The sequence below is a fragment of the Streptomyces sp. NPDC002537 genome, assembly GCF_053594975.1.
This window is the reverse complement of the sequence record NZ_JBSFWT010000022.1, coordinates 1-24,632: the sequence shown is the minus strand read 5'-3', so window position 1 is coordinate 24,632 and position 24,632 is coordinate 1. Positions and strand designations below refer to the sequence as shown.

Annotated in this window: 24 protein-coding genes and 1 pseudogene; 9 read left to right on the top strand and 16 right to left on the bottom strand. The window is 70.1% G+C overall.

What is annotated here, in order from left to right; genetic code table 11:
- Positions 1-20 precede the first annotated feature (20 nt).
- Positions 21-1,409 (top strand): S10 family serine carboxypeptidase-like protein, encoded by a 1,389-nt coding sequence (locus ACWD4A_RS13055; RefSeq protein ID WP_451193075.1) that lies wholly within the window; start codon positions 21-23, stop codon positions 1,407-1,409.
- A 96-nt stretch (positions 1,410-1,505) separates the two neighbouring features.
- Here ACWD4A_RS13055 and ACWD4A_RS13050 read toward each other — a convergent pair whose 3' ends face one another.
- Complete coding sequence (locus ACWD4A_RS13050; protein WP_451193073.1) at positions 1,506-2,357, bottom strand: oxidoreductase; 852 nt, start codon at positions 2,355-2,357, stop codon at positions 1,506-1,508.
- A gap of 210 nt (positions 2,358-2,567) precedes the next feature.
- Here ACWD4A_RS13050 and ACWD4A_RS13045 point away from each other — a divergent pair, with 210 nt between their 5' ends.
- The 4 genes and pseudogenes from ACWD4A_RS13045 (at position 2,568) to ACWD4A_RS13030 (ending at position 6,004) form a co-directional block, all read left to right on the top strand.
- Complete coding sequence (locus ACWD4A_RS13045) at positions 2,568-3,410, top strand: helix-turn-helix transcriptional regulator (protein ID WP_451193070.1); 843 nt, start codon at positions 2,568-2,570, stop codon at positions 3,408-3,410.
- 154 nt (positions 3,411-3,564) lie between these two features.
- Positions 3,565-3,927: pseudogene (locus ACWD4A_RS13040) on the top strand (transposase); the annotation flags it as partial.
- 161 nt (positions 3,928-4,088) lie between these two features.
- A complete protein-coding gene (locus tag ACWD4A_RS13035; RefSeq protein WP_451193067.1) occupies positions 4,089-5,285 on the top strand; it encodes a hypothetical protein in 1,197 nt (398 codons plus the stop codon).
- Between the two features lie 266 nt (positions 5,286-5,551).
- A complete protein-coding gene (locus ACWD4A_RS13030; protein WP_451193065.1) occupies positions 5,552-6,004 on the top strand; it encodes a hypothetical protein in 453 nt (150 codons plus the stop codon).
- Positions 6,005-6,123: 119 nt separating this feature from the next.
- Here the strand turns inward: ACWD4A_RS13030 and ACWD4A_RS13025 are convergent, their stop codons facing one another.
- The 5 genes from ACWD4A_RS13025 to ACWD4A_RS13005 form a co-directional block, all read right to left on the bottom strand.
- Positions 6,124-7,257: a methyltransferase domain-containing protein gene (locus tag ACWD4A_RS13025; RefSeq protein WP_451193062.1), complete on the bottom strand. Its 1,134-nt coding sequence runs from the start codon at positions 7,255-7,257 to the stop codon at positions 6,124-6,126.
- Positions 7,254-8,138, bottom strand: coding sequence for a radical SAM/SPASM domain-containing protein (locus ACWD4A_RS13020; RefSeq protein ID WP_451193059.1), 885 nt, complete (start codon positions 8,136-8,138; stop codon positions 7,254-7,256). The genes ACWD4A_RS13025 and ACWD4A_RS13020 overlap by 4 nt, the downstream gene beginning before the upstream one ends.
- A 199-nt stretch (positions 8,139-8,337) precedes the next feature.
- A complete protein-coding gene (locus ACWD4A_RS13015) occupies positions 8,338-8,562 on the bottom strand; it encodes a hypothetical protein (protein ID WP_451193056.1) in 225 nt (74 codons plus the stop codon).
- The gene (locus ACWD4A_RS13010; protein WP_451193053.1) at positions 8,562-9,002 is read right to left on the bottom strand and encodes a hypothetical protein; all 441 of its coding nucleotides are present in this window, start codon (positions 9,000-9,002) and stop codon (positions 8,562-8,564) included. Before ACWD4A_RS13010 ends, ACWD4A_RS13015 begins: the two co-directional genes overlap by 1 nt.
- A 165-nt stretch (positions 9,003-9,167) precedes the next feature.
- Positions 9,168-10,409: a helix-turn-helix domain-containing protein gene (locus ACWD4A_RS13005; protein ID WP_451193050.1), complete on the bottom strand. Its 1,242-nt coding sequence runs from the start codon at positions 10,407-10,409 to the stop codon at positions 9,168-9,170.
- A 248-nt stretch (positions 10,410-10,657) separates the two neighbouring features.
- On the opposite strand from ACWD4A_RS13005, the gene ACWD4A_RS13000 reads away from it, so the two are divergent.
- On the top strand, positions 10,658-11,281 hold the full coding sequence (locus tag ACWD4A_RS13000; RefSeq protein WP_451193048.1) for an ABC transporter ATP-binding protein: 624 nt from the start codon (positions 10,658-10,660) through the stop codon (positions 11,279-11,281).
- A complete protein-coding gene (locus ACWD4A_RS12995) occupies positions 11,278-12,051 on the top strand; it encodes an ABC transporter permease (protein ID WP_451193045.1) in 774 nt (257 codons plus the stop codon). Before ACWD4A_RS13000 ends, ACWD4A_RS12995 begins: the two co-directional genes overlap by 4 nt.
- Positions 12,052-12,104: 53 nt before the next feature.
- On the opposite strand, the gene ACWD4A_RS12990 is transcribed toward ACWD4A_RS12995, so the two are convergent.
- From ACWD4A_RS12990 to ACWD4A_RS12955, 8 genes are all read right to left on the bottom strand, one after another.
- A complete protein-coding gene (locus ACWD4A_RS12990) occupies positions 12,105-12,866 on the bottom strand; it encodes a DsbA family oxidoreductase (protein ID WP_451193042.1) in 762 nt (253 codons plus the stop codon).
- Between the two features lie 105 nt (positions 12,867-12,971).
- Positions 12,972-16,715, bottom strand: a complete 3,744-nt coding sequence (locus ACWD4A_RS12985) for a multicopper oxidase domain-containing protein (protein ID WP_451193039.1) — start codon at positions 16,713-16,715, stop codon at positions 12,972-12,974.
- Positions 16,716-16,854: 139 nt separating this feature from the next.
- Positions 16,855-17,892 (bottom strand): methyltransferase domain-containing protein, encoded by a 1,038-nt coding sequence (locus tag ACWD4A_RS12980; protein WP_451193036.1) that lies wholly within the window; start codon positions 17,890-17,892, stop codon positions 16,855-16,857.
- Positions 17,889-18,200 carry a Rieske (2Fe-2S) protein gene (locus ACWD4A_RS12975; protein ID WP_451193033.1) on the bottom strand — a complete coding sequence of 104 codons (312 nt, stop codon included), beginning with the start codon at positions 18,198-18,200 and terminating at the stop codon, positions 17,889-17,891. Before ACWD4A_RS12975 ends, ACWD4A_RS12980 begins: the two co-directional genes overlap by 4 nt.
- Positions 18,197-19,027 (bottom strand): iron-containing redox enzyme family protein, encoded by an 831-nt coding sequence (locus ACWD4A_RS12970; RefSeq protein ID WP_451193030.1) that lies wholly within the window; start codon positions 19,025-19,027, stop codon positions 18,197-18,199. Before ACWD4A_RS12970 ends, ACWD4A_RS12975 begins: the two co-directional genes overlap by 4 nt.
- The gene (locus tag ACWD4A_RS12965; RefSeq protein WP_451193028.1) at positions 19,024-19,818 is read right to left on the bottom strand and encodes a dihydrodipicolinate synthase family protein; all 795 of its coding nucleotides are present in this window, start codon (positions 19,816-19,818) and stop codon (positions 19,024-19,026) included. The genes ACWD4A_RS12970 and ACWD4A_RS12965 overlap by 4 nt, the downstream gene beginning before the upstream one ends.
- The gene (locus ACWD4A_RS12960; RefSeq protein WP_451193025.1) at positions 19,818-20,321 is read right to left on the bottom strand and encodes a DUF6190 family protein; all 504 of its coding nucleotides are present in this window, start codon (positions 20,319-20,321) and stop codon (positions 19,818-19,820) included. Before ACWD4A_RS12960 ends, ACWD4A_RS12965 begins: the two co-directional genes overlap by 1 nt.
- Positions 20,311-21,489 (bottom strand): pyridoxal phosphate-dependent aminotransferase, encoded by a 1,179-nt coding sequence (locus ACWD4A_RS12955; RefSeq protein ID WP_451193022.1) that lies wholly within the window; start codon positions 21,487-21,489, stop codon positions 20,311-20,313. Before ACWD4A_RS12955 ends, ACWD4A_RS12960 begins: the two co-directional genes overlap by 11 nt.
- 727 nt (positions 21,490-22,216) lie before the next feature.
- Between ACWD4A_RS12955 and ACWD4A_RS12950 the strand changes: the two genes are divergently transcribed.
- Positions 22,217-22,837, top strand: a complete 621-nt coding sequence (locus ACWD4A_RS12950) for a TetR/AcrR family transcriptional regulator (RefSeq protein ID WP_451193019.1) — start codon at positions 22,217-22,219, stop codon at positions 22,835-22,837.
- An 81-nt stretch (positions 22,838-22,918) separates the two neighbouring features.
- On the opposite strand, the gene ACWD4A_RS12945 is transcribed toward ACWD4A_RS12950, so the two are convergent.
- Both ACWD4A_RS12945 and ACWD4A_RS12940 read right to left on the bottom strand, forming a co-directional pair.
- The gene (locus ACWD4A_RS12945; RefSeq protein WP_451193016.1) at positions 22,919-23,494 is read right to left on the bottom strand and encodes a YceI family protein; all 576 of its coding nucleotides are present in this window, start codon (positions 23,492-23,494) and stop codon (positions 22,919-22,921) included.
- A 38-nt stretch (positions 23,495-23,532) separates the two neighbouring features.
- Positions 23,533-23,877 (bottom strand): rhodanese-like domain-containing protein, encoded by a 345-nt coding sequence (locus ACWD4A_RS12940; RefSeq protein WP_451193014.1) that lies wholly within the window; start codon positions 23,875-23,877, stop codon positions 23,533-23,535.
- Positions 23,878-23,970: 93 nt separating this feature from the next.
- Here ACWD4A_RS12940 and ACWD4A_RS12935 point away from each other — a divergent pair, with 93 nt between their 5' ends.
- Positions 23,971-24,447 carry a MarR family winged helix-turn-helix transcriptional regulator gene (locus tag ACWD4A_RS12935; RefSeq protein ID WP_451193011.1) on the top strand — a complete coding sequence of 159 codons (477 nt, stop codon included), beginning with the start codon at positions 23,971-23,973 and terminating at the stop codon, positions 24,445-24,447.
- Positions 24,448-24,632: the final 185 nt, after the last annotated feature.

The following is a 24,632-nucleotide window of genomic DNA, read 5'->3' as shown; positions in this document are numbered from 1 at the left end:
TGCCGAACGGAGGGTGAACCATGTCTTCAGACGACCTCGTCGTCTCGGTTCCGGCGAACGTCCTCAACACCCAGCGCGTCGACGTGAAAGTGCGCTCCTACGCCGGGCACGCGCACATCGACAGCACGGAACACCCGGGGACCGAGAACCACCTGTTCTACTGGTTCTTCGAGAGCCAGACCTGCAACCCTCATGTCGCGGTCCACGACCAACAGGAACTCATCAACCGGACGCCGCTGCTGATCTGGCTCAACGGCGGGCCCGGCGCCTCCTCCCTGCTGGGACTCTTCCTGGAGAACGGGCCGCTGTCCATCGGCGACGACGCCGCCGGGACGATATCGGTGAATCCCGGCACCTGGAACCAGGAGGCACACGTCGTCTTCTGGGACCAGCCCCTCGGCACCGGATACAGCTACTCCGACGTCGGGGAGTACGTCCAGGACGAGCGCGCCCTCAGCCGGATGTTCTGGGCGGGCCTGCAGAAGTTCTTCGACGCGCACCCGGAATACGCGCAATGCCCGCTCTATGTCTGCGGCGAGAGCTACGCGGGCAAGTACGTGCCGGCGATCGCCCTGGAGATCGACAAACGGAACCACGAGAAGGCGGGCGGACGGCGCATCAACCTGAAGGGGATCTCCGTCGGCAACGGCTGGATCAAGCCCGAACTGTCGCTCCGCGTCCTGATCGACTACGCCTACACGACCGGATTCATCGGCATCGGCCAGAAACACTCCCTGTACGACTCCTACACCGTCTTCCAGGCCGCCCTCGAAGCGGGCGAAATGGAGAAGGCCACCAGGCTCGGCAACGACCTGGTGACCACGACCCTGACGTACGGCGGGAACTTCGACTTCTACGACGTGCGGCGCTGGGACGATCTGCCCATGGGGGCACTGCGCGCCTACCTGAACAGCGACGAGGTGAAGCGGTCCCTGCACGTTCCCGCGGACATCGCCTGGCAATGCGCCGACAACGCGGGACCAGTGGCCGAATGGCTGGTCAAGGACAACATGGCCGACTGCTCCGGGCTGTACACCGAGATCCTCGGCAAGGGCTACAAAACCCTCCTCTACACCGGGAACTTCGACACCGCCTGCGGTTTCCGGAGCACCGAGGAGATCCTCGACAAGCTCATGAAACACAAGGGCGAGCACGAGCACGCGGAGTGGCGCAACGCTCCCCGGCTGATATGGACGCAGGCACAGGGCAACCCCAAGGGATTCGTCCGCCGCCACAGGAACCTGACCCAGGTCAGCGTGCCCGACTCCGGACACGAGGTGCCGGCCTTCCAGCCGCAGATCTGTCGCGAGATGCTCTACAACTGGCTCTTCGACCGCCCCTTCCCCGGCTACGACCCGCAACAGCCGGCCAAACCCCGCAACGGCCACGGGGATCTGCGCCAGGACTGACCGCACTCGGCCCTGCGAAGCATCGGGTGAGCGGGCCGGCTCGGTGATGGCGGCCGCTGTCGGGCCCCCGCGCTGGGGGCCCGACAGCGAGTGACGTCAGGCGGACCGGCTGACGTCGTCGAAGTCGGTGGAGACCGACAGCTCGGCCCATGCCAGCATGTCGCGCTCGAAGGCGTCGCGTCCGGCCTGGACGAATCGAAGCGCGTCGGTGCCGAGCAGCAGGCGCCTCGGCGGCCGGCCGGCCGCCACGATGCGCAGCACCGCGGCCGCGGCCTTGTCCGGGTCGCCCGGCTGGGTCCCGCCGCCGTGGATGCGCCGGGCGCGCAGCGGCTCGAACAGCTCGTCGTAGTCGGCGATCGCACGGGGTGCGCGGATCATCGAGCGGCCGGACCAGTCGGTCCGGAAACTGCCGGGCTCGACGGCGGTGACATGGATGCCGAAATCGGCGACCTCCTTGCCGAGCGTTTCGAGGATGCCCTCCACCGCGAACTTGCTGCCGTGGTAGAAGCTGAGGCCCGGCATGGTGACCAGCCCGCCCATCGAGGTGACGGCGATGATGCGGCCCGAACGGCGCTCCCGCATGTGCGGCAGCACGGCCTTGATCACCGCCACGGTTCCGTAGACGTTCACCTCGAACTGACGGCGGAGGTCGTCCATCGACGACTCCTCGAAGAGGCCCTCATGGCCGTATCCGGCGTTGGCGACGAGTACGTCGACCGGGCCCAGGTCGCGCTCGGTCTCGTCCACGACCGTGTCCACCGCGTCATGGTCGGTCACGTCCAGGATGCGGGCATGCGCGTCGCCGGCGAGCGCCTCAAAGGCCCGCGCGTCGGCGGGCGTGCGCACCGTGCCCACCACCCGGTGGCCCGCGGCCAGCGCCGCGCGGGCGAGTGCGCGGCCCAGGCCGGTGCTGACGCCGGTGATCAGGAATGTCTTGGTGTCCGACACAGGAGTTCCCTTCGTACGATGCGAAACAGAGGCCGACCCGAGGCGGTCAGGCCCGCCCGGTCGGTCTCGACACGTTCCACTTCAGCACCGGAATCGGCCGCTGACCGGCTTCCGGGGGGTCCGCTTCGCCCTGGGGACAGCCGGACCGGGGGACTGCCAGTCCCCCCTTCGCGGGCCGTCGGGGCGATCTTGGGCCCTATCGTGAACGGTATGGACCGCAACACAGCTCTCGGTGAGTTCCTCCGCTCCCGGCGGGCACGGATCACCCCGCGTCAGGCGGGCCTGCCCGACGACGGCGGCTCCCGGCGAGTGCCCGGACTGCGCCGCGAAGAGATCGCGCAACTGGCGGGCGTGAGCGTCGACTACTACGTACGCCTGGAACGTGGACGCCGGCTGAACGTCTCCGAGACCGTGCTGGACGCCATCTCCCGCGCGCTACGCCTCGATCCCGTCGAACGCACCCATCTGTTCCAGCTCGCCAAGCCCGCCGCGGGCAGGCCCCGCCGCACGGCGACGCGCCCGCAGCCGGTCCGCCCGGGGCTGCGCGACCTGCTCCGGATCCTCGAGCACACCCCCGCCCTTGTGCTGGGGCGGCGACTGGACGTACTCGCGTCCAACCGGATGGCACGTGCGCTGCTCACCGACTTCGACGCGCTGCCGCACCGCGAGCGGAACCTGGTGCGGTTCATGTTCTGCGACGAGACCGCCCGCTCGCTGTACACCCACTGGGACACCCACGCCCAGGACATTGTCGCCTCGCTCCGGCGAGACGCCGGACGCCATCCCCACGATCCACTGCTGGCCGAACTCGTCGGCGAACTCTCCATCAAGGACGAGGACTTCCGCCGCTGGTGGGCCGACCAGAACGTGTACCGGCACACGCACGGCAGCAAACACTTCCACCACCCGATCGTCGGCCCGCTCACCCTCAATTACGAGTCCCTCACCCTGCCCGCCGACCCGGACCAGCGGCTGAGCGTCTACACCGCCGATGCGGGCTCCAGCTCCGAAGAGGCGCTTCGGCTACTGGCCGCGTGGCGCGTGGCGATCTGACGGATGATGAGTGGGCCCTGCGGAGCGTTTTCGCGCGCCTGATGGAGCAGATGATCGCGGCCGTCGCCTTGCGCGGGCAGGTGGACCTGGAACTGGTCAGCGTGGACTCCACCGAACGCCGCACCACGAGCCCGGTGACGCCGCCGAAGAAGCGCAGGCCGCCGACAGCCCGCGCTTTCGCGCGGTGGTGGAGCGCATCAAAGTCCGCGTCCCCGTCGGGCGGCCGCCCACCCGTCCGGACGTCGTCGCTGCGGATAAGGCGTACTCGTCCCGCGCCAACCGCGCCTGCCTGCGCAACCGGAAGGTCAAGGCGGTCATCCCCGAGAAGGCGGACCAGGCTGCCAACCGCAGGAAGAAGGGCTCTCGCGGCGGCCGCCCGGTCACCCACGACACGGTGCTGTACCGGGAGCGCGTGGCGCGGGCTGCCACCCGCTACGACAAGACGCCCGAGAGCTACCTCGCCGGACTCCATCTGCGCGGGGCGATCCTGTGGATCCGCAGCCTCCGACCAACCTGAAGATCCGAACTACGAAGACGCTCCAGGCCGAACTTCGTGAAGATTGAGTGAAGTTCCTGTGCATCGAACAGTATGGCGCACAGGCTCTCTCCACGCGAAACATGACACAGCATCACCACAGTGCCATTCCGATGAAGTCCACGAGACGAGGAACGCACGTCATGAGCACAGGCATAAGAGCCCTGCGGTCCGCGGGCGCCGCCACCATCGCCCTGGCCGCCGTCTGCACCCTCACCCTGGCCACGGCCGGCAGCGCGTCGGCCGACACCGGCCCGACGGCCAACGCGGCCGCCGACCTGCCCCTCCCGCCCGGCGCCACCTCGAGCTACCCCGCCGCAATCAACGACAACGGGGTGATCGTCGGCTACACCACCGGTCCCAACAACCGGATGTCTCCGGTCCGTTGGAACCCGGACCTCAGCCCCACGACACTCCCGCTGCTGCCCGGGGACCCGATGGGCTATGTCGAGGCCGTCAGCGAAGACGGCACCGCCGCCGGCTCGTCGGGGAGCCACACGGTGCGCTGGGCGCCCGACGGCGCGGTCACCCAACTGCAGCCGCTGCCCGGCGACACCAGCGCCGACTTCCGCGCGATGAGCCGCACCGGTATCGCGGTGGGAGAGTCCGCGCTCGGCGGGACCTACCACGCAGTGAAATGGCGCCCGGACGGCCAGGCCGTCCAGCTCGCTCCGCTCAAGGGTGACACCCTCACCTTCGCCCTCTCGGTCAACAGCTCGGGCACGGTCGCCGGTGTGTCCTTCTCGGACTACAACGCCTACCACCCCGTGAAGTGGAACCCGGACGGCACTCCCGTCCCGCTCGACCCGGCCTCGGCCTACTCCACCGCATGGGTCGTCCAGATCAACGACGCCGGCACCGTGCTCGCGCGGGGGGCCGTGCCGACCGGTGGCACGATCAGCCAGTCCCGCTCCGTGACCTGGGGCGCCAACGGCACCGTTACGGACCTGGGCCCGCGCTCCAACGCGAACGCCGTCAACGCTTCGGGCACCGCCGTCGGTCGGCAGCTCGGAGCGGACAACATCGACTACACCGCCACGAGTTGGAGCCCCGACGGCACCGCCACGGCGATCGGCTCCGCGTACGAGTACACCACGGCCGTCGCCGTCAACGACGCCGGTGTCTCCGTCGGGCACACCGGGGCCAAGTCCCCGTCCGATCAGCACCGCTTCGCCCTCCGCTACGAGGCCGACGGGAGCCTGACCGAACTGAACGTGACACCGGACGGCAGCAACTCCTACGCCACGTCCATCAACAACGCCGGCGTGACCGTCGGCGCCCGGATCACCTTCCCGACACCGGGAAGCCCCACGCACACCGCGGTGATCTGGCGGCCATAACCACCGCCCACCCGTTCGGGGACCCACCCGCACACGGGCGGGCCCCCGAACGCCCACCATCCCCGGAATCACCCGGCCACCCCGGCCGCCGCGCCACCCGCCCCAGCACCGCCATCCCCTCCGCGATCTCCCCCAGCAGTGGGAGGTGCGGCTCGACCAGGGCCCACTCATCATCCGTCAGATCGCCACGCGACAAGCTTTGGAGCCATCAATCGATTCGAGGGCTCTATCACTTGAGGCTTGGTGTCGGCTACAGCACGCCTGATGTGATCACGCGGGATATCGGCGGTGAGGCCACCGTCGGAACCACCAAGAGCTTCTCGGTCTCCGCGACGGTGGAAGCAGGTCTCTTCTCGGTCGTCAACGTCTCGGTCACCACCTCCTACAGCCAGGAGTGGCGGAGGGACGAGACGTTCAAGGACTACCTGACCATCCCGGTCCAGCCCGGATACACCTGTTGGCTGCAGCGAGAGACGGTGATGCGCCGCATCACCGGCGGCGACTTCATCGTCGCTGTTGGTTTCGGCAGCGCCGTCGGCGCTATCCGCTACAGCGGGACGATCACCGGCCCTGGCGTGGCCGGCACGCTCCAGGACCGGATCACCGTCATCTCCCGCCAGATCAATCGCGCACAGCTCGACTCCGTCACCGAGCAGTTGGGCACCAAGGCCACGGACGGGGTAGTCGAATTCCCCGCCGCAGTAGCAGCCCTGCTGTAGCGCATACCCGGCATCACTCATAGCCCAGCCTGTTGGCCCCGCTTCCCCGAGCCCTGCGGAAGCGGGGCAACACGTCGTCGACTTCGTGCGCGTCATCAGGGCTGAGGCTTCGCGCGCCCTCATTCGAGGGTGGCCTCCCAGTCGCCGCGCGCGATACGGCACACGCCATCCGGTTCGATGCGTACGCGGCTGCCGTACAAGCCGATGCCGCCCTCCGCGTTGAGCATGTGCCGGATGCGTTCAAGTACGTTCCACAGACGGCGGGGACCGCCTTGGTGGACGGTCGGTGGATCGGCCGGGCGCCCTTCGGCCCGTGCCCATGAGCCGTCCGCGTGGAGCAGCCACGCCGTGCGCTGCCCCCCGTGGTCCTCGAAGTGTGTTTCGATCCCGGGCGCGGCGAGGGTGAGCCGGGTCTGTACCTCCCACGCGTCGGCCACATTGAGCACGGGGTAGCGACCGGTGGTGACTTCTTCCCCGTCCTGGTCCCGTACGTGGGGCAACCGCGCCATGAGACGGGGCGGGTAGTCGGCGCCGTGGCGCGTGCTCATGAACCCGGCCCAGTCGCGTTCGATCCGTCCCACCGCTCCCCCGTCGGAGGTCTTGTCCGCGCCGATGATCAGGGATGTTCCGGTGATGGTGGTCACCAGCCGCCCGCCCGGCCGCAGGGCGGTGAGCCAGGACGCCGGGATGCGGGGTACGGACACCGTGGAGACGATGCGGTCGTAGGTGCCGGGCAGCGTTCCCGTGGCGTCCACCGTGGCCAGGTCAGGCCGGTGCCCGGCTTCCGTGAGCCGTTCGCGGGCCGCCTCGGTCAGGTAGGGGTCCACGTCGACGCTCGTGACGCGCCGGTCGCCGAAGCGGTACGAGAGCAGCCCCGCGGAGTAGCCGGACCCGGTACCCACGTCGAGTACGTCCATGCCGTCATCGGGACGGGCGTGCCGAAGCATCTGCACCACCAGGGACGGCAGGGTGGAGGACGACGTGGGCCGCCATTCCGGGTGGTCGTCGGGCTTGGCGTGGTCGGCGTGCAAGGTGCCGAGCCGGGTGGTCAGCGTGAGGTCGCTGTACGCCACGCGCATCCACAGATCGGGGTCGCCCTGCCCGTCGGCCAGCAGCGCTCCGGTCCGCTCGGCCCACCACCACCGGGGCACGAACAGGTGACGAGGCGTTCCGGCCACGGCGTCGCGCCAGCGGGACTGAGGATGCGTCACCTCATCCGCGAGGCGCGCGGCGTGCTCCTGCCATTCCGTCATCGCGGGCCGTCCTGGGGGATGTTGGGGAACTTCGGCAGGCAGGCGGTCTGACCGGGCTGGCAGGCGGAGTCATCGGGGGCGCAGCCACCGGCCCCAGGCGCCGGAACCAGACCGACGGCCTGCCACCACTGCTCGCTGCCGACGAGATCGGTGAGGCGTGCTTCCCTGACGTTGCCGCACGGCATGAACCGCGACATGACGCACAGGGCCAGGCTCCCGTCCGGGAGGACCGCCGCCTTCCCCTGCCCGCACCGCCCGCACAGTTCGTCCACGGTCGGCGCGGCTTCTCGTCCGGCCGCGCGCCCGACAGCGCGTACCCGGTCCGTGCTGATCCGCTGGACGCCCATGGCCGTGAGCTCCGCGTGTGCTTGCTCGACCCGCTGTCCGTCGAGCACTTCGACGATCCCGACCCGGATCGGGATGCCCCTTTGGACGGCCTCGGCGATGTTGTCGCGCGTGCGCCGGTGGCTACCGGCGCGCGTGGTGATCGCGTCGTGTTCGGCGGGATCGTCGCTGTAGCAGCTGGTCGCGAGCGTGACACCGCTCCGGCCGAAGACCTCCCACCACTGCGGCCGCACATGGAACAGGTTGCTGTACACCTCGACCCCGATCCCCAGATCCAGGGTGTGCTCGACCAGTTCCACCCAGCGGGGGTACAACGTCGGCTCCCCACCGATCAACTGAACATGCGGGATGTTCAGTACCGCCGCGTCGCCGACCACCGTGTGCCAGTCGGCGAACGTCATGGTGCCGTGCGTGCCTTGGGGGCTGGACGACGCGAGGCAATGAGTGCAGGTGAGCTGGCACCCGCCGGTGATCTCCAGTTCCAGGGTCGTGAGCTGTACGGGGTGAGTGATCGGCCGTTCCACGAGGGCTGTCATGTTCTCGCTTCCTTTCACCGACGGTGCGGTTCCCTCACGGGGTGGGGCATGGTACGCAAGTGGATCTCGCGCGCCTTCGTGTACTCGGCATGCGCCGTCGAGTCACCCGCACGGAGGGCGGCGCGCTTGGCGGTGTCGTATTGAACGCACAGGCCGCACGGCATGGTGATCGCGTAGGCGTCGGCCTTCGGCCGGGGCATCAGCATGGCGACCGCCTCTCTCGCGCCGACTCAAGGTGCGACTCCTCCCAGTGGCCGAGGAACGCGTGCCGGGCGCGGGCGTCACCGTCCCAGTCATGGGTCACCCAGGCCGTGTACCGGGCGTTGGTCAGCCTGAGGCAGGTGCGGCACCGATCGGCTTCGCCGCCGACCACGATCCCGGGGCCCGACGAGTGGGGCAGGGAGATCACGATTGCTCCGGCCATCAGCTCTCGCTCCTCGGACCGGTTCCGCGCGGCGCGCGCGGCTCGGCTTCACATTCAGCCAACTCGCAGGCGTACGAGGCGAAGGCCGGAAGGCTGTGCAGCCATTCCCGTAACCGGTTCTTGGACATGGGGTGGAGGGCGATCTCGGCTTCGCTCGGAGCGACAAGCCCCGTTGCCTCTTTCTGCTTCAGGAGGGTCTCGGCCTTCGGCCATGCCTTGCGGTCGCTACGGATGCTGGTGATGTCGGCGTTGTCGTACAGAGCCGAGTGCACGACCCAATCCCGGGCTTCGGCGTGCCTGCGCAAGGTCGTCAGGGTTTCCTCGGGGTCGCGGGCATCGTGGATGCATGTGTACAGCACCACGATGATGCGCCCGGGGAGGCCGCTGGATGCGTCCGCGATGTCGCGGCGACGCTGTTGTTCATTGGCTGTGCGCGTCATGGTCGCAACCGTGCCGTAGCGGGGAGACCTCGTACAGAAACGAGGCGGACGACTTCCCGAAGTCGTGACCACACAACTCAGCTACCCCATACGACTGTTCATGGGGCAACTGAGTGAAGTCGTCCGCTGCATACCATTGGCGCTGACGTCGATCTTGAGACCGGTCTACAGGGCTGTTTTCCGCGTCGCGACAGGGAAGCCGTCCACCACTCCGGGCTGAACACCGATGAGTGCCGACACCCGGCGCACCCGCGATGTGGAGGCACGGCCGACCTTCTGGACGATCACGCTGGGGAGGGCCTGGTGGCGGGCCCACTGCGGGGCCTGCGTCAAGGTCTCCTCCAACGTCTCCAGGGAGGCGTCCCACATCTTCGCGTCGGCCTGCGCCATCGCCTTGTCCATGGCGTACCGGTTGCGCGCGGCCTCCGTCAGTTGCGAGACCGAGGCATCGTTGATGCTGCCGATCAGGTCGAGGGCTTTGCCGGTCTGGCCCAGTGCGACCGCGATCCCGACGGACTGTGTCGTGGCCGTGACCGGGCCGAAGAGCGTTCCGTATGCGTGGCGTTCACCGCCCAACCGAGCGCCTGTGGCGTTGGACTGCGAGAGGTAGTCCGCAGCTCGTTCCTTGTCCCGCATCCGGGAGGCGACCACGGCCGCGAAGTTCACGTGGGAGCCGTACACGGTGAGCTGCTCCGAGGTGGCCCGGGAGAACTTGGGCTCGATGTCGACCGCCGCCTTCTCCGCCAGCTTCAACGCCTCTGGCAGGCGTGCGTCCCGGAGGTAGATCCAGGAGCGGCCAGAGGCCACCACTGCGGGCAGCAGTTCATCGTCCGATCGCTCCGCTGCGGACTTCGCATGTCCGATCGCCGCATATGCGAGCTCCCGGGCGCCCACGAGATTGGCGACATACGCGGCGATCCGATAGCTGTCGGCGAGCACGCTCCAAGCTGCGCCTTGTTCACCGGCCGGACGGGTGTGCAGATGCACTGCTGCCTGGAGAACAAGAGGGGCGGTGAGTGCTCCTGCCTCGGTGTAGTGACCTTTCCAGTACAACTCCCAGCACCGGTCGACAGCTTCCCGAAGACCCGCCTCGGTGTTCGCTTCGAGGTTGTCCGGCAGGAGGCCGGCCGCCGTGTCGTGCACGGCCTGTGACAGGGCTCGCATCATCGCGCGGTCCCCTTGCGCCATTGCCCGACGTGGGGCTTGCTGCCCGAGGATCACGGAGGTGTCGACCCCGAGAGCGTCCGCGATCAGCAGGAGGGTGTTGAGACTGAGCTGTTTTTCCTGCTCGGCCTTCTGAACGGTGACGATCGACAAACCCGTCATCTCGGCGAGATCAGACTGATGAACGTCCCTGCCTCGCAGGATCTTGATGCGCTCACCGGTGGTGTAGTCGCTCCACTGCATGGGGGATCAACTCCGTTCTGGAACGTCTCCTGTTCTTGAACGGTACCGGTGGCCCGCCCACCAGTCCCAGCCTGAACCGAAGCCCGCAAGGGTTCGGTAAGGGGCGGGTTCACGCGGGAACGTTGGGCGGGGTCCACGAGCACCGCGTCCGATACCCTCCCCAGCGAGACGCAACGGATCTCCCCCCGAGTCGTTGAAGACGGGGGAAATCCGAAGTCCGAGAGAGGCGAAGGCCGAGGGGCGGCGTCATGGCTGGAGCAGCGTGTGCCCTGAGCGTGCGCGACGTGCGCAAGGCGTACGGTTCCCACGAGGTGCTGCGGGGTGTCTCGCTCAGGCTCGCGCCCGGTACCCTCGCGGGTCTGGTCGGGGAGAACGGGGCGGGCAAGACGACCCTGCTGCGCATCCTGTGCGGGCAGATCGCGGCCGACTCGGGCGAGGTGGCGCATCAAGGGGCGCTGGGCTACTGCCCCCAGGAGACGGTGCTCAACGACTTCCTCACCGTGGAGCAGCACATCCGCTACTTCCGGGCCGCCTACGGTCTGGAGTCCGTGGACCGTGCCGAGGAGCTCGTCGAGGAGCTCCACTTCGCCGAGTACCGCCACACCCGCGTGGACGCGCTGAGCGGGGGCACCCGGCAGAAGCTGAATCTGACGCTGGCGCTGATGCACGATCCGCAGGTGCTGCTGCTGGACGAGCCGTACCAGGGCTTCGACTGGGAGACGTACCTGCGGTTCTGGAAGCTCGCGGCCGGGCTGCGCGACCGGGGGCGGTGTGTCCTCGTCGTCTCCCATCTGGCGTGGGACACCGACCGGCTGGACGAGCTGCACCGGCTGCGCGACGGGGTCACGGCCCGGTGGGAGCCGGTCCGTTGAGCCGCCGGGTGCCGTCGCGGCTCTCCGCTGCCGTGGGGTTCGCCCTGCTGGAACACGTCAGGAACCGGTTCGCGCTGGTCCTGGTGCTGTTCTACATCCCCCTATGGCTGTCGCTGGAGCACTGGTTCGTGGCCTCGGCCCCCGCGACGTTCCTGCTGCGCGCGACCGGGGAGCGGCTGACCGTCGACGGCGGCCGGCTGACGATGGTGTCGGGGGCGGTGAACACGGTCACGCTCATCGTGGGCTTCATGATGTTCATGACCACGTTCAAGTCCCTGGCCTTCGACGGCAGGCTGGTGCTCGCCGGTTATCCCCGGAGTCATCTGCTGGTCGCCAAGGTCGCCGCGATGGCGCTGGCGGCCGTCCTGATCTCGGGGTACGCGACGGCCGTGGTGTGCTGCTACTGGGATCCGGTGCGGCCCGCCCTGCTGGCGGCGGGGCTGTGCAGCGCGGCGGTGGCCTACGGCGGGCTGGGCATCCTGTTCGGCGCGTTCCTGCGGAGCGAGCTGGCGGGCATGTTCGTGATCATCATGGTGAGTCTGCTGGACACGATGCTGCAGAACCCGATCAGCAATCCCGCGGCGAGCAAGGACGGGGTGTATCTGCTGCCGGAGTACGGGCCCACGCAGGTGAGCGTGGCCGCGGGGTTCACGCGGTCGGTGCCGTTCACCCAACTGCTGCTGGGGCCCGCGTGGTTCGCGGGCCTGTGGCTGCTGGCGGCCGCCGCGTTCCGCGTCCGCACCCGCAACCACCAGCCGGCCCACGCCTGACCGGGGCTCCGCCCCGGCGCTGCGGGTGCGGAGCCCCAATGTGTCAGGCGCACTCAGGCGCACACGGAGGCCGCGAGCTCGGCCGCCCGCGTCAGCAACTCCTCGTACACCTCGGGGCGGTCCTCGTCGATCACCGGTGAGCCGATGCCGAAGTCTCCGTTCACCCAGCGCGCCGACACCCCCGGGTTGGCGCTGTCCGTGCCGTCGTGGAGGAAGACGTGCGGGCTGCAGTTGACGCGGCCGTCGCGGGCGGCCCGGTACTGGTCGAAGACGGCCGCGCGGGCGCTGCCGGAGTCCAGGGCGGCGGCGAGCGCGGCGACGTCGACGGCGTCCGTGGCGCGGGCGACGTCGAGGATGACGTGCCGCAGGGAGATGCACCGGCCCTCGGCCCAGAAGGCCCGGCGCAGGGCGCGGTCGAGTTGTTCGCTGGCGTGCCAGCTCTGGGCCTTGGCGGCTTCCACGGCCTCCAGGGCGGGCAGGGTGGTGACCGGGTAGGTCCAGTCCGGGCCCTGCCACAGCCGCCAGCCCGCTCCGGGCTCGACGGCGCCGAGCACGGAGATCTCCGAGTCCACGCCGGGGCGGGCGTTGACCTCCTCGTTGAACAGCTCCAGCGGGAAGGCCCGCAGGTCGAACCAGATCCGGCCCTCCAGCCCCAGCCGGCGGCGGGTCTCGTGCAGGCGGTGCACGGCGACATGCGCGAAGGAGCAGTTGAGGTCGGTGAAGACGACGACGGTGTCCGGGCTGTGCGGCAGTCTGGGGTCCCGGTCGGTCCCTGCCCGCCGGGAGTCGGCCGGGGGATGCGGTAAGGGGTTCATCTCTCTCCTCGGTGCGGTGCGATGCCGTGCGGTGCGATGCCGTGCGGTGCCTGGGGCGGGAGGGTTTCCCACCCCAGGCACCCTGTCACGGGGTCCGGCGAACCGTCACGGCGTTTCCGCCACGCGCAGGATTCCCCACCAGCCCTCGCAGACGCCCCAGTGCAGGTTTCCGGTGCGGTAGGCGTAGTCGCCGGGGTGGTTGGCGCGGAAGCGGACGGTGCGGGTGCTGCCCGCGGCGAGGGCGCCGATGGTCGAGACGTACGGGCCCCGGCCGGTCTCGGAGCCGTCCCAGACCTGGCCGTGGACCGTGAAGCACTGGTTGCGGCTGCGGGCCCCGGCGACGGCGAGGTGGATGGCGACCTGGTCGCCGGCCCGGCACTCCAGCAGCGGGGTGGGCGGGGCGGGGTCGGCCAGGACGGGGTGCAGCGGGTGCAGGGCGGCGGTGCGGTAGTTGTACGCCTTCTGCCCGGCGTCGTCCCTGCTGTCCGAGAACAGGTCGGCGACGGGCTGGGTGAGGTCGCCGTCGTGGAAGAGCCGCAGTCCGTCCTGGCTGATCAGCACGAGTTCGTGCACGGGTTCGGCGTCGGTCCGCCGGACGACGGCCCGTTCGCCGGTCCAGCGCTCCTCGCCGGTGGCCGGGTCGTAGGGGGTGGCGTCCGCGGCCTCGATCACCAGGGCGCCCACGAGGCCGCGCCGCATGTGCGAGACGACGTCGGCCTGGTCGCGGAGGAGGGCGACGCCGGGGCTGTCGGCGTACCAGTGGTAGGTGCGGGAGCCGCCCGGTTTGACGGTGCTGTCCTCGTTGTGTCCGGCGTGTGCGCCGTCGTCGGTGGTGACGTCGTAGCGCAGCCGGGTCGGGTGCAGGGAGACGCGGCCGGACAGCACCCGGGAGCCGGGGTCGTCCTTGGCCATGAGCGGCGGGTCGAAGGCGCTCGCGGGCGGTGGCCCGTCGAGTTCGTTGACCAGCGTGACCTCGACCCACTCGCCCTCGCGGCAGCGCAGTACGAGCGGCCCCTCGTCCCGCGGCGCGCCGTCGACCTCGTAGACGAGGCCGTACGGGTCGACGCGCAGGTCGCTGTAGCGGATGTCGCGGGCGCGGGCGCGCACGGTGTAGCGGCGGACGTCGCGCTTGGGCGGCAGGTGTCGGAGGCCGGGGTTCGCGGAGGGCAGGGCGGGCAGGCCGGGCCGGAGGGCGCCGTGCAGCCGGAGCAGTCCCCAGCAGCCGAGCCACAGGTCGTCGGTGGCGCCGAACGACCAGAGGTGGTCGCCCGGCCCCTGCGCGGGGTCGAGGTCGAGGTCGGCGGTGTTGGAGATGCCGAGGGTCCGCTGGTCGCGCCAGGGGGTGTCGGGGCGGCCGCGCCATTCGTGCCAGCGCAGCCCGTTGGTGGTGAAGCTGTGCTGGAGGTCGTGCGAGCCCTGGAGGACGTGCAGCCGGATCTGTTCGCCGGGGTAGGCGTGCAGCAAGGGGGTGGCCGGGTCGCCGTGGACACCGCTGGCGAACCAGTCGGCGGGGTCGCCGCCCCGTTCCGAGAGGGGTTCGCAGCGGTAGTTGACCGCCATCACGCCCTGGTCGTCGGGGCCGCCGGGCACCGGTGGCGGGTTGAGGGGACCGCTGTGCCCGCCGTGGTCCTCGTGGTCGTCTCCCGCCATGGGCATCTGCAGATGTTCGACGAGGGGCACGAAGTCGGCGACGGCCAGCACGAATTCGCGGAACTGGCCGTCCTTCCGTTTGATCACGGCCTGGGTGCCGCGGCGCAGCGGTGTCGTGCCGTCGGCGGGCTCGTACCAGTGGGCGTCCTCGGCTTCGGCGATCATGGCGCCGAAGAGTCCGTGCCGCTGGCGGTAGTTGGCGAGCAGGTGGTCGTGGAAGAAGACGGTGCCGAACTCCTCGTTGACGTACCAGCGGTAGGTCCAGGAGTTGTAGCGGGCGAAGGCGTCGGCGCCCTGGTCGGCGGTGGTGGTGCCGGTGATGTAGTTCCAGCCGATGCTGGAGCCGTCGGAGATCAGCGGGTCGTACTTGACCAGGTGGGTGTGGAGTCCGGCCTCGGGCTGGAAGGGGAGCTTGGGGTCGAACGCGGTCTGGCCCTGCGGTCCGGTGGGCAGGGCGTTGGTGAGGGTGAGTTCGAGGATCTCGCCCTTGCGGGCCCGGATGACCAGCGGCTCCACGGTGCGTTCGCCCGCTTCGAGCCGGCGCCTGAACTCCTCGATGCCGCCCGCCTCTTCGAGCTCCTCGGCGAGGACGAAGAAGTGGCCGCGGTGGTCGTGCCAGGTCTTGGCGTGCTCGGCGGTGGGGTCGCCGTGGTAGTAGACGGTTCCGCTGGTGACGACGAGGTGGTAGCGGCGTACGGGTGCGTCGGGCGGGCCGATCTTGGTGAACGCCTCGCCGGGCTGGGGGTCGGGGCAGAAGGCGGCGGCCTCCAGCGGAGTGGGTTCGCGGCCCATGCCGAGGGGCTGGTGCGGGGTGCGCGGGGGGCGGGGCGACTTCTGCGGGTAGGAGGCGGCGTCCCGCATGAAGGCGGGGAAGCCGGGCTTCTCCGGGGTCGGGAGGGGCGGCGGCGCGCGGTGCGGGAGCGGGACGAGCCGGCTGATGGCCGTGCCGTCGGGGTAGCGGCCGGTGCCGTCCTGGAGGGTGTCGAACATCCGGAAGAGGCCCCACATGCCCATGTGGAAGTGGACGTACATGTGGCAGTGCCAGATGGAGTCGCCGACGGCGGCCTGCACCGAGCCGAGGCCGCCGATGAGTTCGAGGGTGAGGCCCTCCTGCGGGCTGATGCTGACGGAGTCGACGATCGGCGAGGCGGGGTCGGTGGGGTCGGCGTGCCACTGGTGGAGGTGGGTGTGGAAGACGTGGGTGTCGCGCATGCCGCCGTGGACCAGCCGGATCACCGCTGGGTCGCCCTGGTAGCCGCGCAGGACGGGGGTGGCGGGGTCGCCGAACATCCAGGAGCTGTGGTGCATCTCCTCGCCGGTCTGGGCGTCGCGCACCGGGTCGAGCACCCCGTTGTCCAGCATCCGCTGGTACCGGTACATCCGCCATTCCATGGGCTCGATGCGGAGGTTGACGGGCAGCATGGCGAGGTTGGGCGGGGTGAGGTCGGCGGTGGTGTCGGGGCCCCGGCCGTCGGCGGCGCGCAGCATCGGGTGTCCCGCGGGGCCCGGGGCGCCCGGGGTGTCCATGGAGTGCATGCCGCCCATGGGCATCAGGGCGGACGCGTCGGCGGGGTTGTCGTTGCTGGGGTACTCCATCATGAAGATGACGAACTCGCGGAAGCTGCGGTCAGGCAGGTGCACGTCGGCGTACAGCCCGGACGCGAGGTCGCTGCCGGTCTCGGGGTCGGTCCAGGTGGCGTCCGCCGCCTCGACCACGAGGGCGCCGATCAGTCCGTGGCTCTGGGCGCCCTCGCCGCGCGGGTCGGCCATGTCGCCGAAGTGGAACACGCCCTCGTGTTCGCAGACCCACTCGTACTCGCGGGTGCCGCCCGGCGGCACGGTGCTGTCGGGGTTGCGGCCGACGGCCGTGCCGTCCTGGGTACGGGCGTCGTAGCGCACGCCCTGTATGGTGATGCCGGTGGGACGGTCGAGCTCGTTGGAGAGCCGTACGCGCAGCCGTTCGCCGCGGCGGGCGCGCAGGACGAGCGGGCGCATCAGCGGGTGCGGCTCGGGCACCCGCTCGGGCTCCTCCAGGTAGTTGGGGAACGGCGAGGGCCAGGTGGCGGCGATCGAGCGGAGCTCTTCCGCGTCCGTGGCGAGGGTGTAGAGGGCGCCGTTGGAGTCGTAGTCGCCGAATCCGTTGTAGGCGATGGGGACATGGAGGGCGACGACGTCGTAGGTACGGGTGGGTGCTGGCATGCGTGTGGTTCCCCCGTGGTGTCGGTGCTGCTCGTTTCCTGTGGTTGCGGTGCGTTTCCGGTGATGCGGTGGTGTTCCACCGGTGGTGCGATCAGGCGGTCGTGTGGTCAGGCGGTTGTGCGGTCAGGCAGTTGCGCGGTCAGGCCGTTGTGTGGGCGAATTGCGCCGTCACCGTGCCGCCGGAGAGGACCCGGCCCTCCCAGCGGTAGCTCTGCCGGAAGGGTCCGTCGGAGCCGTCCGTCCGCGTGAACGTGAGGGCGATCCGGTCCCCGCGCCGGACGCGGATCTGCCGTTCGATCGGCAGGAAGCAGTGCTTCCAGCTGTCGGAGGCCGTCCGCTCGGCGATGCCGTCCCCGGAGATGTCCAGGGCCACCGTGTCCGACAGCGTCGCCACGAAGTAGCCCTTGAACCCGCTCAGCACGCCGTCCCGTTGCGCGGTGAACACGAGCGGCACCTGGTAGGTGGCGGACGGCTCCTGTCGTTCCAGGTCGTAGACGCGGACGATCCGGGGCGCGGAGAGGTGGCCGTCCAGCGGCAGGACGACGTCGTAGTAGAGGTCGAAGGGGCCGCGGGCGCCCCGGCTGCGCAGCAGTTCGGCGAACGGCCCGGGGCCGCCGCCGTCCTGCGGCCGCCCGGCGCGCACCTGGGCGTGGGCCCGGGGCGCGGCGACCGGGACGAGGTAGCTCTCGACCCGCTGCGGGAGCATGGCGCCGCCGGGCGCGAGGAAGCGCTCGCGGGCGTCGGCGAGGATCGCGGCGAAGCCCTCGTTGTCGGCGAGGTTGCCCATGATCTCGGAGATGACGACGTCGACGCGCTCGGGCAGGTCGACGTCAAAGGAGAGGCCGTGGACGGGCCGGAACCGCTCGCGGTGTCCCGCGGCCGCCACCCGGTCGCAGGCGGCGCGCAGCACGTCGGCGTTGAGCTCGATGCCGTACACCCGGCGGGCGCCCGCCTCCAGGGCCCACTGGGCGAGGACGCCGGTGCCGGTGCCGAGGTCGAGGACGGTGGCGCCGGGCCGCACGGCCTCCCGGACGGCCGCGCGGAAGGCATCCATCCGGAGGTCGTCGCCGAGCATCAGATCGTGGAAGGCGGCGTCCCAGTCGGTGAGCCGCTCGGAGGCGGGCAGCCAGACCTGTTCCGCCGTGTACGGCGCGGGGCCGTGGGCCGTGGTGCTCACTGTGGCTCTCCTTGGGTGGCGTCCGGGGCAGGTCTGTTCAGGTCGGTGCCGTCCGGGGCGGGGCGGACCGGGAGCGCGTCCGCGCTGGGGCCGGAGGTCTGGCAGCCGGTGACGAGGTCGAAGGTGGAGCGGTGCAGGGGGCAGGTGATGCGCAGGGTGCGGGGGTTGACGTAGCCGTGGACGAGGCGGCCCTTGCGGTGCGGGCAGGCCGCCGCGATCTCGTACGCCCGTCCGTCGACGGTGACCCGCACCCACTCCCCCGGCAGGGGTTCGACGGTGACGGCGTGGCCGCCCGTGCCGCCGGTCACGCCGCCTCCCGGGCCCGCTCGACGGCGGTCTCGAAGGCGGTGCCGATCAGTTCGGAGAGCAGCAGCGCGCCGACCCAGAGCCGGGTGGGGTCCAGTCCGTGCACGGCCTCGTACTCGCGGATGGCCACCTGCATCTCCTGCCGGTGGAAGGTGTCGATGTGGAGGTGCTCGGTGTAGTACCGGCCGTGGACGATGCCCAGCCGTTCGCAGGCGCGTGCCTGGACGGTGAACGCGGAGGGGATGCTGGCCTCCAGGTAGGCGAGGGCGCCGAGGAAGTACTCCAGGTGCGGGGCGCGCTGGGTGAGCCAGTAGAAGGCGTCGAGGAAGGCGTACGTCTCGTCGCTGGTGCGGTCCAGGTAGGCGTCCAGTTCGAGCGGGAGCCCGAGTTCGGCCAGCAGGTCGCGGTAGAGCTGGGAGTGGGCCTGCTGGAGGTTGCCGCAGCCGAACTCGTCGATGAGCACCCGCATCACGGCCATCTGGGCCCGGATGGGGAGCCGGGGTACGGCCGGGAAGAAGTTCTGTGCCTCGGTCAGGCCGTCGGGGGCGAACTCCCCTACGACATAGGTCATTTGCTCCCGGGTCGCCTTCTCGGCGAGGTAGTGGCCGGCCGGTGTGCCCGCGCGTTCCTTCTCCAGGAGTCCGTCGAGCGCCTCCAGCCACTCGGCCCGGCCGGCGAGCGGGGGTATGCGCTCCTCGAGCTCCGCGACCCGGGCGACGATCCAGGCGCGTTCGATGCGTTCGATGTGGGCGTAGGTGCGGGCGTCGGGCAGGGAGCGGTTGTGGATGAACAGCCGCTTGAGGTCGCTGTCCGTGGGTTCCGTCCTCATGTGCGGCTCCCTTCGGGTGTCGCGGTCCGGCCGGTGCCGATCACCCGGCGGCGGTGGAGTTCGGATTTGAGGGACCGGTACCAGTCGGCCCGGTCCAGGCCGTGGCGTTCGCAGGCTTCGCGCACCGCCGCGTTGTACACCGGCCGGGCGCCGAACGCCGTGGCGCACAGGGCGGGTTCGACGTTGGCGAGGGCCATGACCCAGCCGTCGACGTCCCCGCAGTCGCCGACGAGGTGCTCCAGTCCCTGGAGCACCGGCACCCCGGGCCCCGCGGCGAGCAGGGCCCGGGTGTCCGCGGCGGAACCGGCCGAGTCCTTGACAGCGGCCGTCCCGGGCAGGTCGCAGATCCGCAGCAGGGTGGCGAGTTCGATGCCGTTCCCGGAGATCACGGACTCGTGGTAGACGACCACGGGCAGCCCGGCCGCCTCCGCCACGGCCGCGTAGTGGTCGTACATCTGCCGCTGGGTGACGTGCGGCCCGTACGGGGTGGTGGCGACGACGGCGGTGGCGCCGAGACGGGCGGCGAGCCGGGCCCGTTCGGTCACCTCCCCGGTGGTGGGCCGCTGGATGCCCGCGAACACCGGCAGGCCGTCCGCGCAGTCGACGGTGTGACCGATCATCGCCTGCCACTGACGGTCGGTCAGCGCCCAGCCCTCGCCTGTGCTGAGGGCCGGGAGCAGGGCGCTCACGTGGGGCCGTACGGAGTCCACGAGGCGGGTGACGTCCCGTCGGGGTACGTCGCCCCGGTCGGTCAGCGGTGTCACCAGGGCGACGGTCACTCCCGCGTACATCAGCCCTCCCCCAGGAGCAGGCCGGGCGCGATCCGCAGGGCGAGCGAGTCGCGGTAGAGCTTCTCCAGGCCGTCGGGGAAGGGGACTTCGGGTCCGGGCTCGGGCGGCAGGACCGGCAGCCCGGTGCGGGCGAGCAGCCCGGGGCTGACCGTGTGGAGGACTCCACCGCGGTGCAGGACCATGCCGGCCAGGAGCCGTTCGTGCGTGGGCAGCCCGGCCGTCCCGGGCGTGCCGAGTCCGGTGTCGAGGTCCTCGCGGGTGTAGCCGAGGCGGCGGATGTCCATGTCGGTGTGCAGGTGGTCCATGAACGGGTAGTAGGCGTCCTGGAGTTCGCGAGGGAAGCGCCACACCAGGTCGTCGCAGCGGCCCACCTGTTCCAGGCTCATCGTGACCCTGCCGTGGAGCCGGGTGGCGAAAAACGACTTGCAGGCGATCCGGGTGGCCTCGTCCGCGCTGTTCATGCCGAGGAACAGCGCGGCGTCCACGTAGGAGTCACCGGGCATGGCGGTCGAGCGTCCGGGTCAGCCGGGTCATGGCCGCGGAGAACATCTTCGGGTCGCGGGCCAGGGCCATCCGGAGGTGTCCGTCGCCCTTGTCGGGCTGGCTCCAGTAGAAGTACCGGCCGGGCAGCAGGTACAGGCCCTCGCCGGTGAGGTCGCGCTGGAGCTCGGTGGCGGTGAGCTCGGGGTGGTTGATCCGGAACCAGGCGACACTGACGTTGACCACCGGCTCCTGGTACTCCAGGATCGTGCCGTCCAGGGCCTTCCGCGCGGCTTCCCGGTTGCTGGTGAGGACGTCGCGGACCGAGGAGAGGTCGTCCCCGATGGAGTCCTCGATGTACTCGGCGAGCATGTTCAGCACGAAGGGCGAGACATTCAGCAGAACGCTGGTGTGCAGATTGCGGACCGCCTCGTGGATGTCGTCGCTGACGGTGATCATCGCGCATTTGGCGTCCTGCACCGGCCAGGTCTTCCCAGTGTCCTCGATCGCCATGTAGCTGACCCCTGAATTCTCCAGGAGTTCATACATGTCGAACCGTGCGACAGCGGGGTCGAATAGCGTGAACGAGGCGAAGCAGAAATCAATCACCAGCAGTTTGTCGTGGTCCTTGCAGAACCGGACCACTTCCTCGAACCCGCGGCGGCCGTGCTTCAGCAGGCTGAACCCGGTGGGATTGTTCGGGTCGACCAGGAACAGTGCGTCGGTACGGACCCTACGCTTGAGCTCGGTGTAGATCCGGTCGGGGTCGGCAAAGGCCGATTCGTCCACCGGGTACAGCGGCACGCCCATATTGGCCAGCACGTCGTAGAGGTTGTCGAAGCAGGGCTCTATCAGCGTCACCGCCATCCGCTGCTGCTTCAGGTACATGCCGACCACCATCGTCGATATCGACGCGGCGTAGGAGAGCATGGTCTTCTTCTTCGCCAGTGCCGTGGGCTGCCGGTGCAGCCGGAAGAACGCGTCGACGAAGCGCTGTTCGTAGGTCTCCTGGAGGCCCTGTTCCGCTTCGTACCATAACTGCGGGAGGCGGGCGACGATGTGGTGCTGGCCGGCCGACTGCCGCTGGTGGGTGTGGGCGTCGGCCAGGTTGAACTCGGTCCGCAGCGCCTGGATCTCGTGCTGGGTCAGGTCGACGAGTGCCCCGCCGGTGCGGGTGCCGTTGGTGTTCATGGTCTCTCCCCGTGCGCGTTCGGTGATCCGGACCGGCCGGTCCAGGACGGTCCGTGGCGCTGTTCCGACTCGCCCGGCCGCGCCGTGGAAGGTGCTCGGCTCCGTCGCCGGGAAACACTGCGATGGCTCTGTGGGAACGCTCCGGCATACCGGGTGCGGCACACTGCCGACGCACCGGCCCGCCGGAGCCTGGAAGAAATTGCGCGGCTCCGTATGACGCACTGCCGCGCACGGCGCGATGAGCGCCGGGGAATCGGCCGCGGGCACGGGTCGGCCGGCCGTCCCGGCCGGTGGCCCGATTGCGGATTCCCTCGTGGTACGCCCGTGGCTATGCGCGCCCGGCCAGGGCGGGTCTGTGCCCGCCGGCCGTTCGGATGCCCCCCGGAATATAAAGATCCGGCTGCCGCCCGCTCGACGATGCCCCGATCACGCGGATTCCTCCGCTTCGCTCGGCATCGTGCTGCGAACACGGTCAAAATTACGTGCCATGTTCCTGCTCCCCCGTAAACGGACCGTAGTCCGACGGCCAGGACTATGCCATACCGGGAACACCCCGAGCAAGCATCTTCGAGACTCGGATTTCCGTGCAGGCGGCGAACGATCAAGGGATTCGGCCGATGGGTGGCGGTGTCATATTCCCGGCCTTGCCCATGACTTGACGGATACTTCACCGAATTTTTCTTGCCCGGCGGGACCGCGGCCGCGGAGAATAAACCAAGATCGATTCATGGAGGGCCCGGTCGACAGGGAATTGATAGAGATCGGTTCCGGCCCGCCGCGCGAACGTGCGGACGCGGCGCGCAATCGCGACGTCATTCTGGCCACGGCCGCGCGGCTGTTCGCCGAGCGCGGGGTGGAGCGCGTCTCGCTGGATGCCATCGCCGCCGAGGCGGGGGTCGGGAAGGGCACGCTCTTCCGGCGGTTCGGCAGCAAGGCCGGGCTGGCGGCCGCGCTCCTCGACGCCCAGGACCGCGGGTTCCAGGAGCGGCTGCTGTCCGGCCCCGCACCGCTCGGGCCCGGCGCCCCGGCGGCGGCCCGGCTGCTCGCCTTCTTCGACGGATATCTCGAACTCCTCGGCGGCAACCTGGAGTTGATCCGGCTGTCGGAGACCGCCCGGCCGGGTGCCCGCTACCGGGTCGGCTCGTACCACCTGTGGCAGCGGCACCTGTCCCTGCTGCTCGCCGAGGCGCGCCCCGGGCTCGACGCGCAGGCCACCGCCCATCTGCTGCTCGCGCCGCTCGCCGCCGACCTCCACCACGCCCTGCGCACACGGAAGTTCGAGGACGCCCGGGTGCGCGAGGCCGTGCTCGCCCTCGTCCGTCAGGTCGCCGGCGACGGCGGGCCGTGACGGCCCCGGACACGGCGCGGCGCCCCGCACGCGCCGCCCGGAGGGGCGGCGGCGTACGGGGCGGGGCGGTGCCCACCGAGGTCAGGCCTCGCGGATCGTCTCGATCTCCAGCGTCAGCTCGATCTCCTTGGAGACGAGGATGCCACCGGTCTCCAGGGCCATGTTCCAGGTGAGGCCCCAGTCCTCGCGGTTGACCTTGCCGTGCGCCGAGAACACCGCGCGGTCGTTGTTCCACGGGTCCTTGGCGTAGCCGAGGTAGTCCACATCGAGGGTGACGGACCGCGTCACGCCCTTGATGGTGAGGTCCCCGGTCATGGTCCCCTTGCTGCCCTTCCAGGTCACCGACGTCGAGGCGAAGGTGGCCTTGGGGTGCTTCTCCACGTCGAAGAAGTCGCCCGAGCGCAGGTGGTCGTCGCGGGTCTTGTCGCCGCTGTCGACGCTGGCCATGTCGATGACGGCGGTGACCCGGCTGTCCTCGGGCCGCTCGCCGACCGAGACGGACGCCTCGACGCCGGTGAAGCGCCCGCGCACCTTGGTCAGCATGAAGTGGCGGCCCACGAAGCCGACCTCGGCGTGGCCGGGGTCGACCTTCCACGTGCCGGCGGACGGCAGCTGGACACCGTTCACCTCACGGGTGGGGGAAACAGCACTGCTCATGGGGGTGTCCCCTTTCCTGGTTCGTCAGGAGGTGTTCGTCAGGAGGTGCGGGCGGCGGGCCCGGACTCGGTCGGCAGGCCGGCGTCGATCCAGTCCTTCTTGCCCTCGCCGTACTCGTACACGTTCGCGTAGCCCAGTTCGGTCAGCCGCTTGGCGGCGATGCCGGAGTTCCCGCAGGGCCCGTCGGCGCAGTAGACGACGATCTCGGCCTGCTTGTCGGGCAGCAGCCCGGGAGCGAGCTTGTCGACCGCGTCGTGCGGGAGGTTGAGGGCGCCGGGCAGATGCGCCTCCTCGAAGTACGAGGAGGGCAGGGCCTCGACGACCGTCACCGAACCACTGTCGATCTTCTTCTTGACGTCGTCACGTCCGATGCTGCGGACCATGTCGTCACCCTTCCGGGGTCGAAGTTTTCCGTGCGTTCGCACACACACTATCAAGTGCGTGCGGACGCACACAAGCGCCGATATACTTTCCCCGTGAGCAAAGGGGATGTGGGCATCGAGGCATGGCGAGCACTGCTGCTCGCCCACAACACAGCCGTCCGCGCGATCGAGAGCGACGTGCAGCGCGAGGGCCGCGTCCCCCTGACGTGGTACGACGTGCTGCTGGAGCTCAAGGCCGCGGGCGAGCACGGACTGCGGATGCAGGAGGTCGCGGAGCGGGTGGTCCTGAGCCGCACCCGGGTGAGCCGACTCGTCGACGAGATGGTCCGCGTGGGGCTCGTCCGCAAGGACGCCGACGGCGCGGACAAGCGGGTGGTGTGGGCCGTCATCACCGAGGACGGGCTGGAGGCGCTGCGGGCCACGGCACCGGTGTACATGCGGGGAATCCGGCGGCACTTCTCCGCGTACCTGACGGAGGAGGAGACCGAGGTCGTCGCCGAGGCGCTGACCAAGGTGGCGCGGGGGGAACGGCTCGACACGGTGGCCAGCCCCGCTCGTCGGCGCGGCTGACCCAGTTCCCGATCCCGGGGGGGCGCCCCCCGGCCCTGGCTGCCGGGGCTGACGCCCCGGACCCCTGGCTGCTGGGGCTGCGCCCCGGGCTCTGGTTCCCGGGGCTGACGCCCCGGGCCCCGCAACACGGCTTCGCCGCGTTGTCCTCAAACGCCGGACGGGCTGGATTTGCGGACCGTGGTTCT

Bases quoted from the DNA above. Each gene is read 5' to 3' on its own strand.
- ACWD4A_RS13055 (WP_451193075.1), top strand. From the start codon at position 21: ATGTCTTCAGACGACCTCGTCGTCTCGGTTCCGGCGAACGTCCTCAAC.
- ACWD4A_RS13045 (WP_451193070.1), top strand. From the start codon at position 2,568: ATGGACCGCAACACAGCTCTCGGTGAGTTCCTCCGCTCCCGGCGGGCA.
- ACWD4A_RS13035 (WP_451193067.1), top strand. From the start codon at position 4,089: ATGAGCACAGGCATAAGAGCCCTGCGGTCCGCGGGCGCCGCCACCATC.
- ACWD4A_RS13025 (WP_451193062.1), bottom strand. From the start codon at position 7,257: ATGACGGAATGGCAGGAGCACGCCGCGCGCCTCGCGGATGAGGTGACG.
- ACWD4A_RS13020 (WP_451193059.1), bottom strand. From the start codon at position 8,138: ATGACAGCCCTCGTGGAACGGCCGATCACTCACCCCGTACAGCTCACG.
- ACWD4A_RS13015 (WP_451193056.1), bottom strand. From the start codon at position 8,562: ATGGCCGGAGCAATCGTGATCTCCCTGCCCCACTCGTCGGGCCCCGGG.
- ACWD4A_RS13010 (WP_451193053.1), bottom strand. From the start codon at position 9,002: ATGACGCGCACAGCCAATGAACAACAGCGTCGCCGCGACATCGCGGAC.
- ACWD4A_RS13005 (WP_451193050.1), bottom strand. From the start codon at position 10,409: ATGCAGTGGAGCGACTACACCACCGGTGAGCGCATCAAGATCCTGCGA.
- ACWD4A_RS13000 (WP_451193048.1), top strand. From the start codon at position 10,658: ATGGCTGGAGCAGCGTGTGCCCTGAGCGTGCGCGACGTGCGCAAGGCG.
- ACWD4A_RS12990 (WP_451193042.1), bottom strand. From the start codon at position 12,866: ATGAACCCCTTACCGCATCCCCCGGCCGACTCCCGGCGGGCAGGGACC.
- ACWD4A_RS12985 (WP_451193039.1), bottom strand. From the start codon at position 16,715: ATGCCAGCACCCACCCGTACCTACGACGTCGTCGCCCTCCATGTCCCC.
- ACWD4A_RS12970 (WP_451193030.1), bottom strand. From the start codon at position 19,027: ATGAGGACGGAACCCACGGACAGCGACCTCAAGCGGCTGTTCATCCAC.
- ACWD4A_RS12965 (WP_451193028.1), bottom strand. From the start codon at position 19,818: ATGTACGCGGGAGTGACCGTCGCCCTGGTGACACCGCTGACCGACCGG.
- ACWD4A_RS12960 (WP_451193025.1), bottom strand. From the start codon at position 20,321: ATGCCCGGTGACTCCTACGTGGACGCCGCGCTGTTCCTCGGCATGAAC.
- ACWD4A_RS12955 (WP_451193022.1), bottom strand. From the start codon at position 21,489: ATGAACACCAACGGCACCCGCACCGGCGGGGCACTCGTCGACCTGACC.
- ACWD4A_RS12950 (WP_451193019.1), top strand. From the start codon at position 22,217: ATGGAGGGCCCGGTCGACAGGGAATTGATAGAGATCGGTTCCGGCCCG.
- ACWD4A_RS12945 (WP_451193016.1), bottom strand. From the start codon at position 23,494: ATGAGCAGTGCTGTTTCCCCCACCCGTGAGGTGAACGGTGTCCAGCTG.
- ACWD4A_RS12940 (WP_451193014.1), bottom strand. From the start codon at position 23,877: ATGGTCCGCAGCATCGGACGTGACGACGTCAAGAAGAAGATCGACAGT.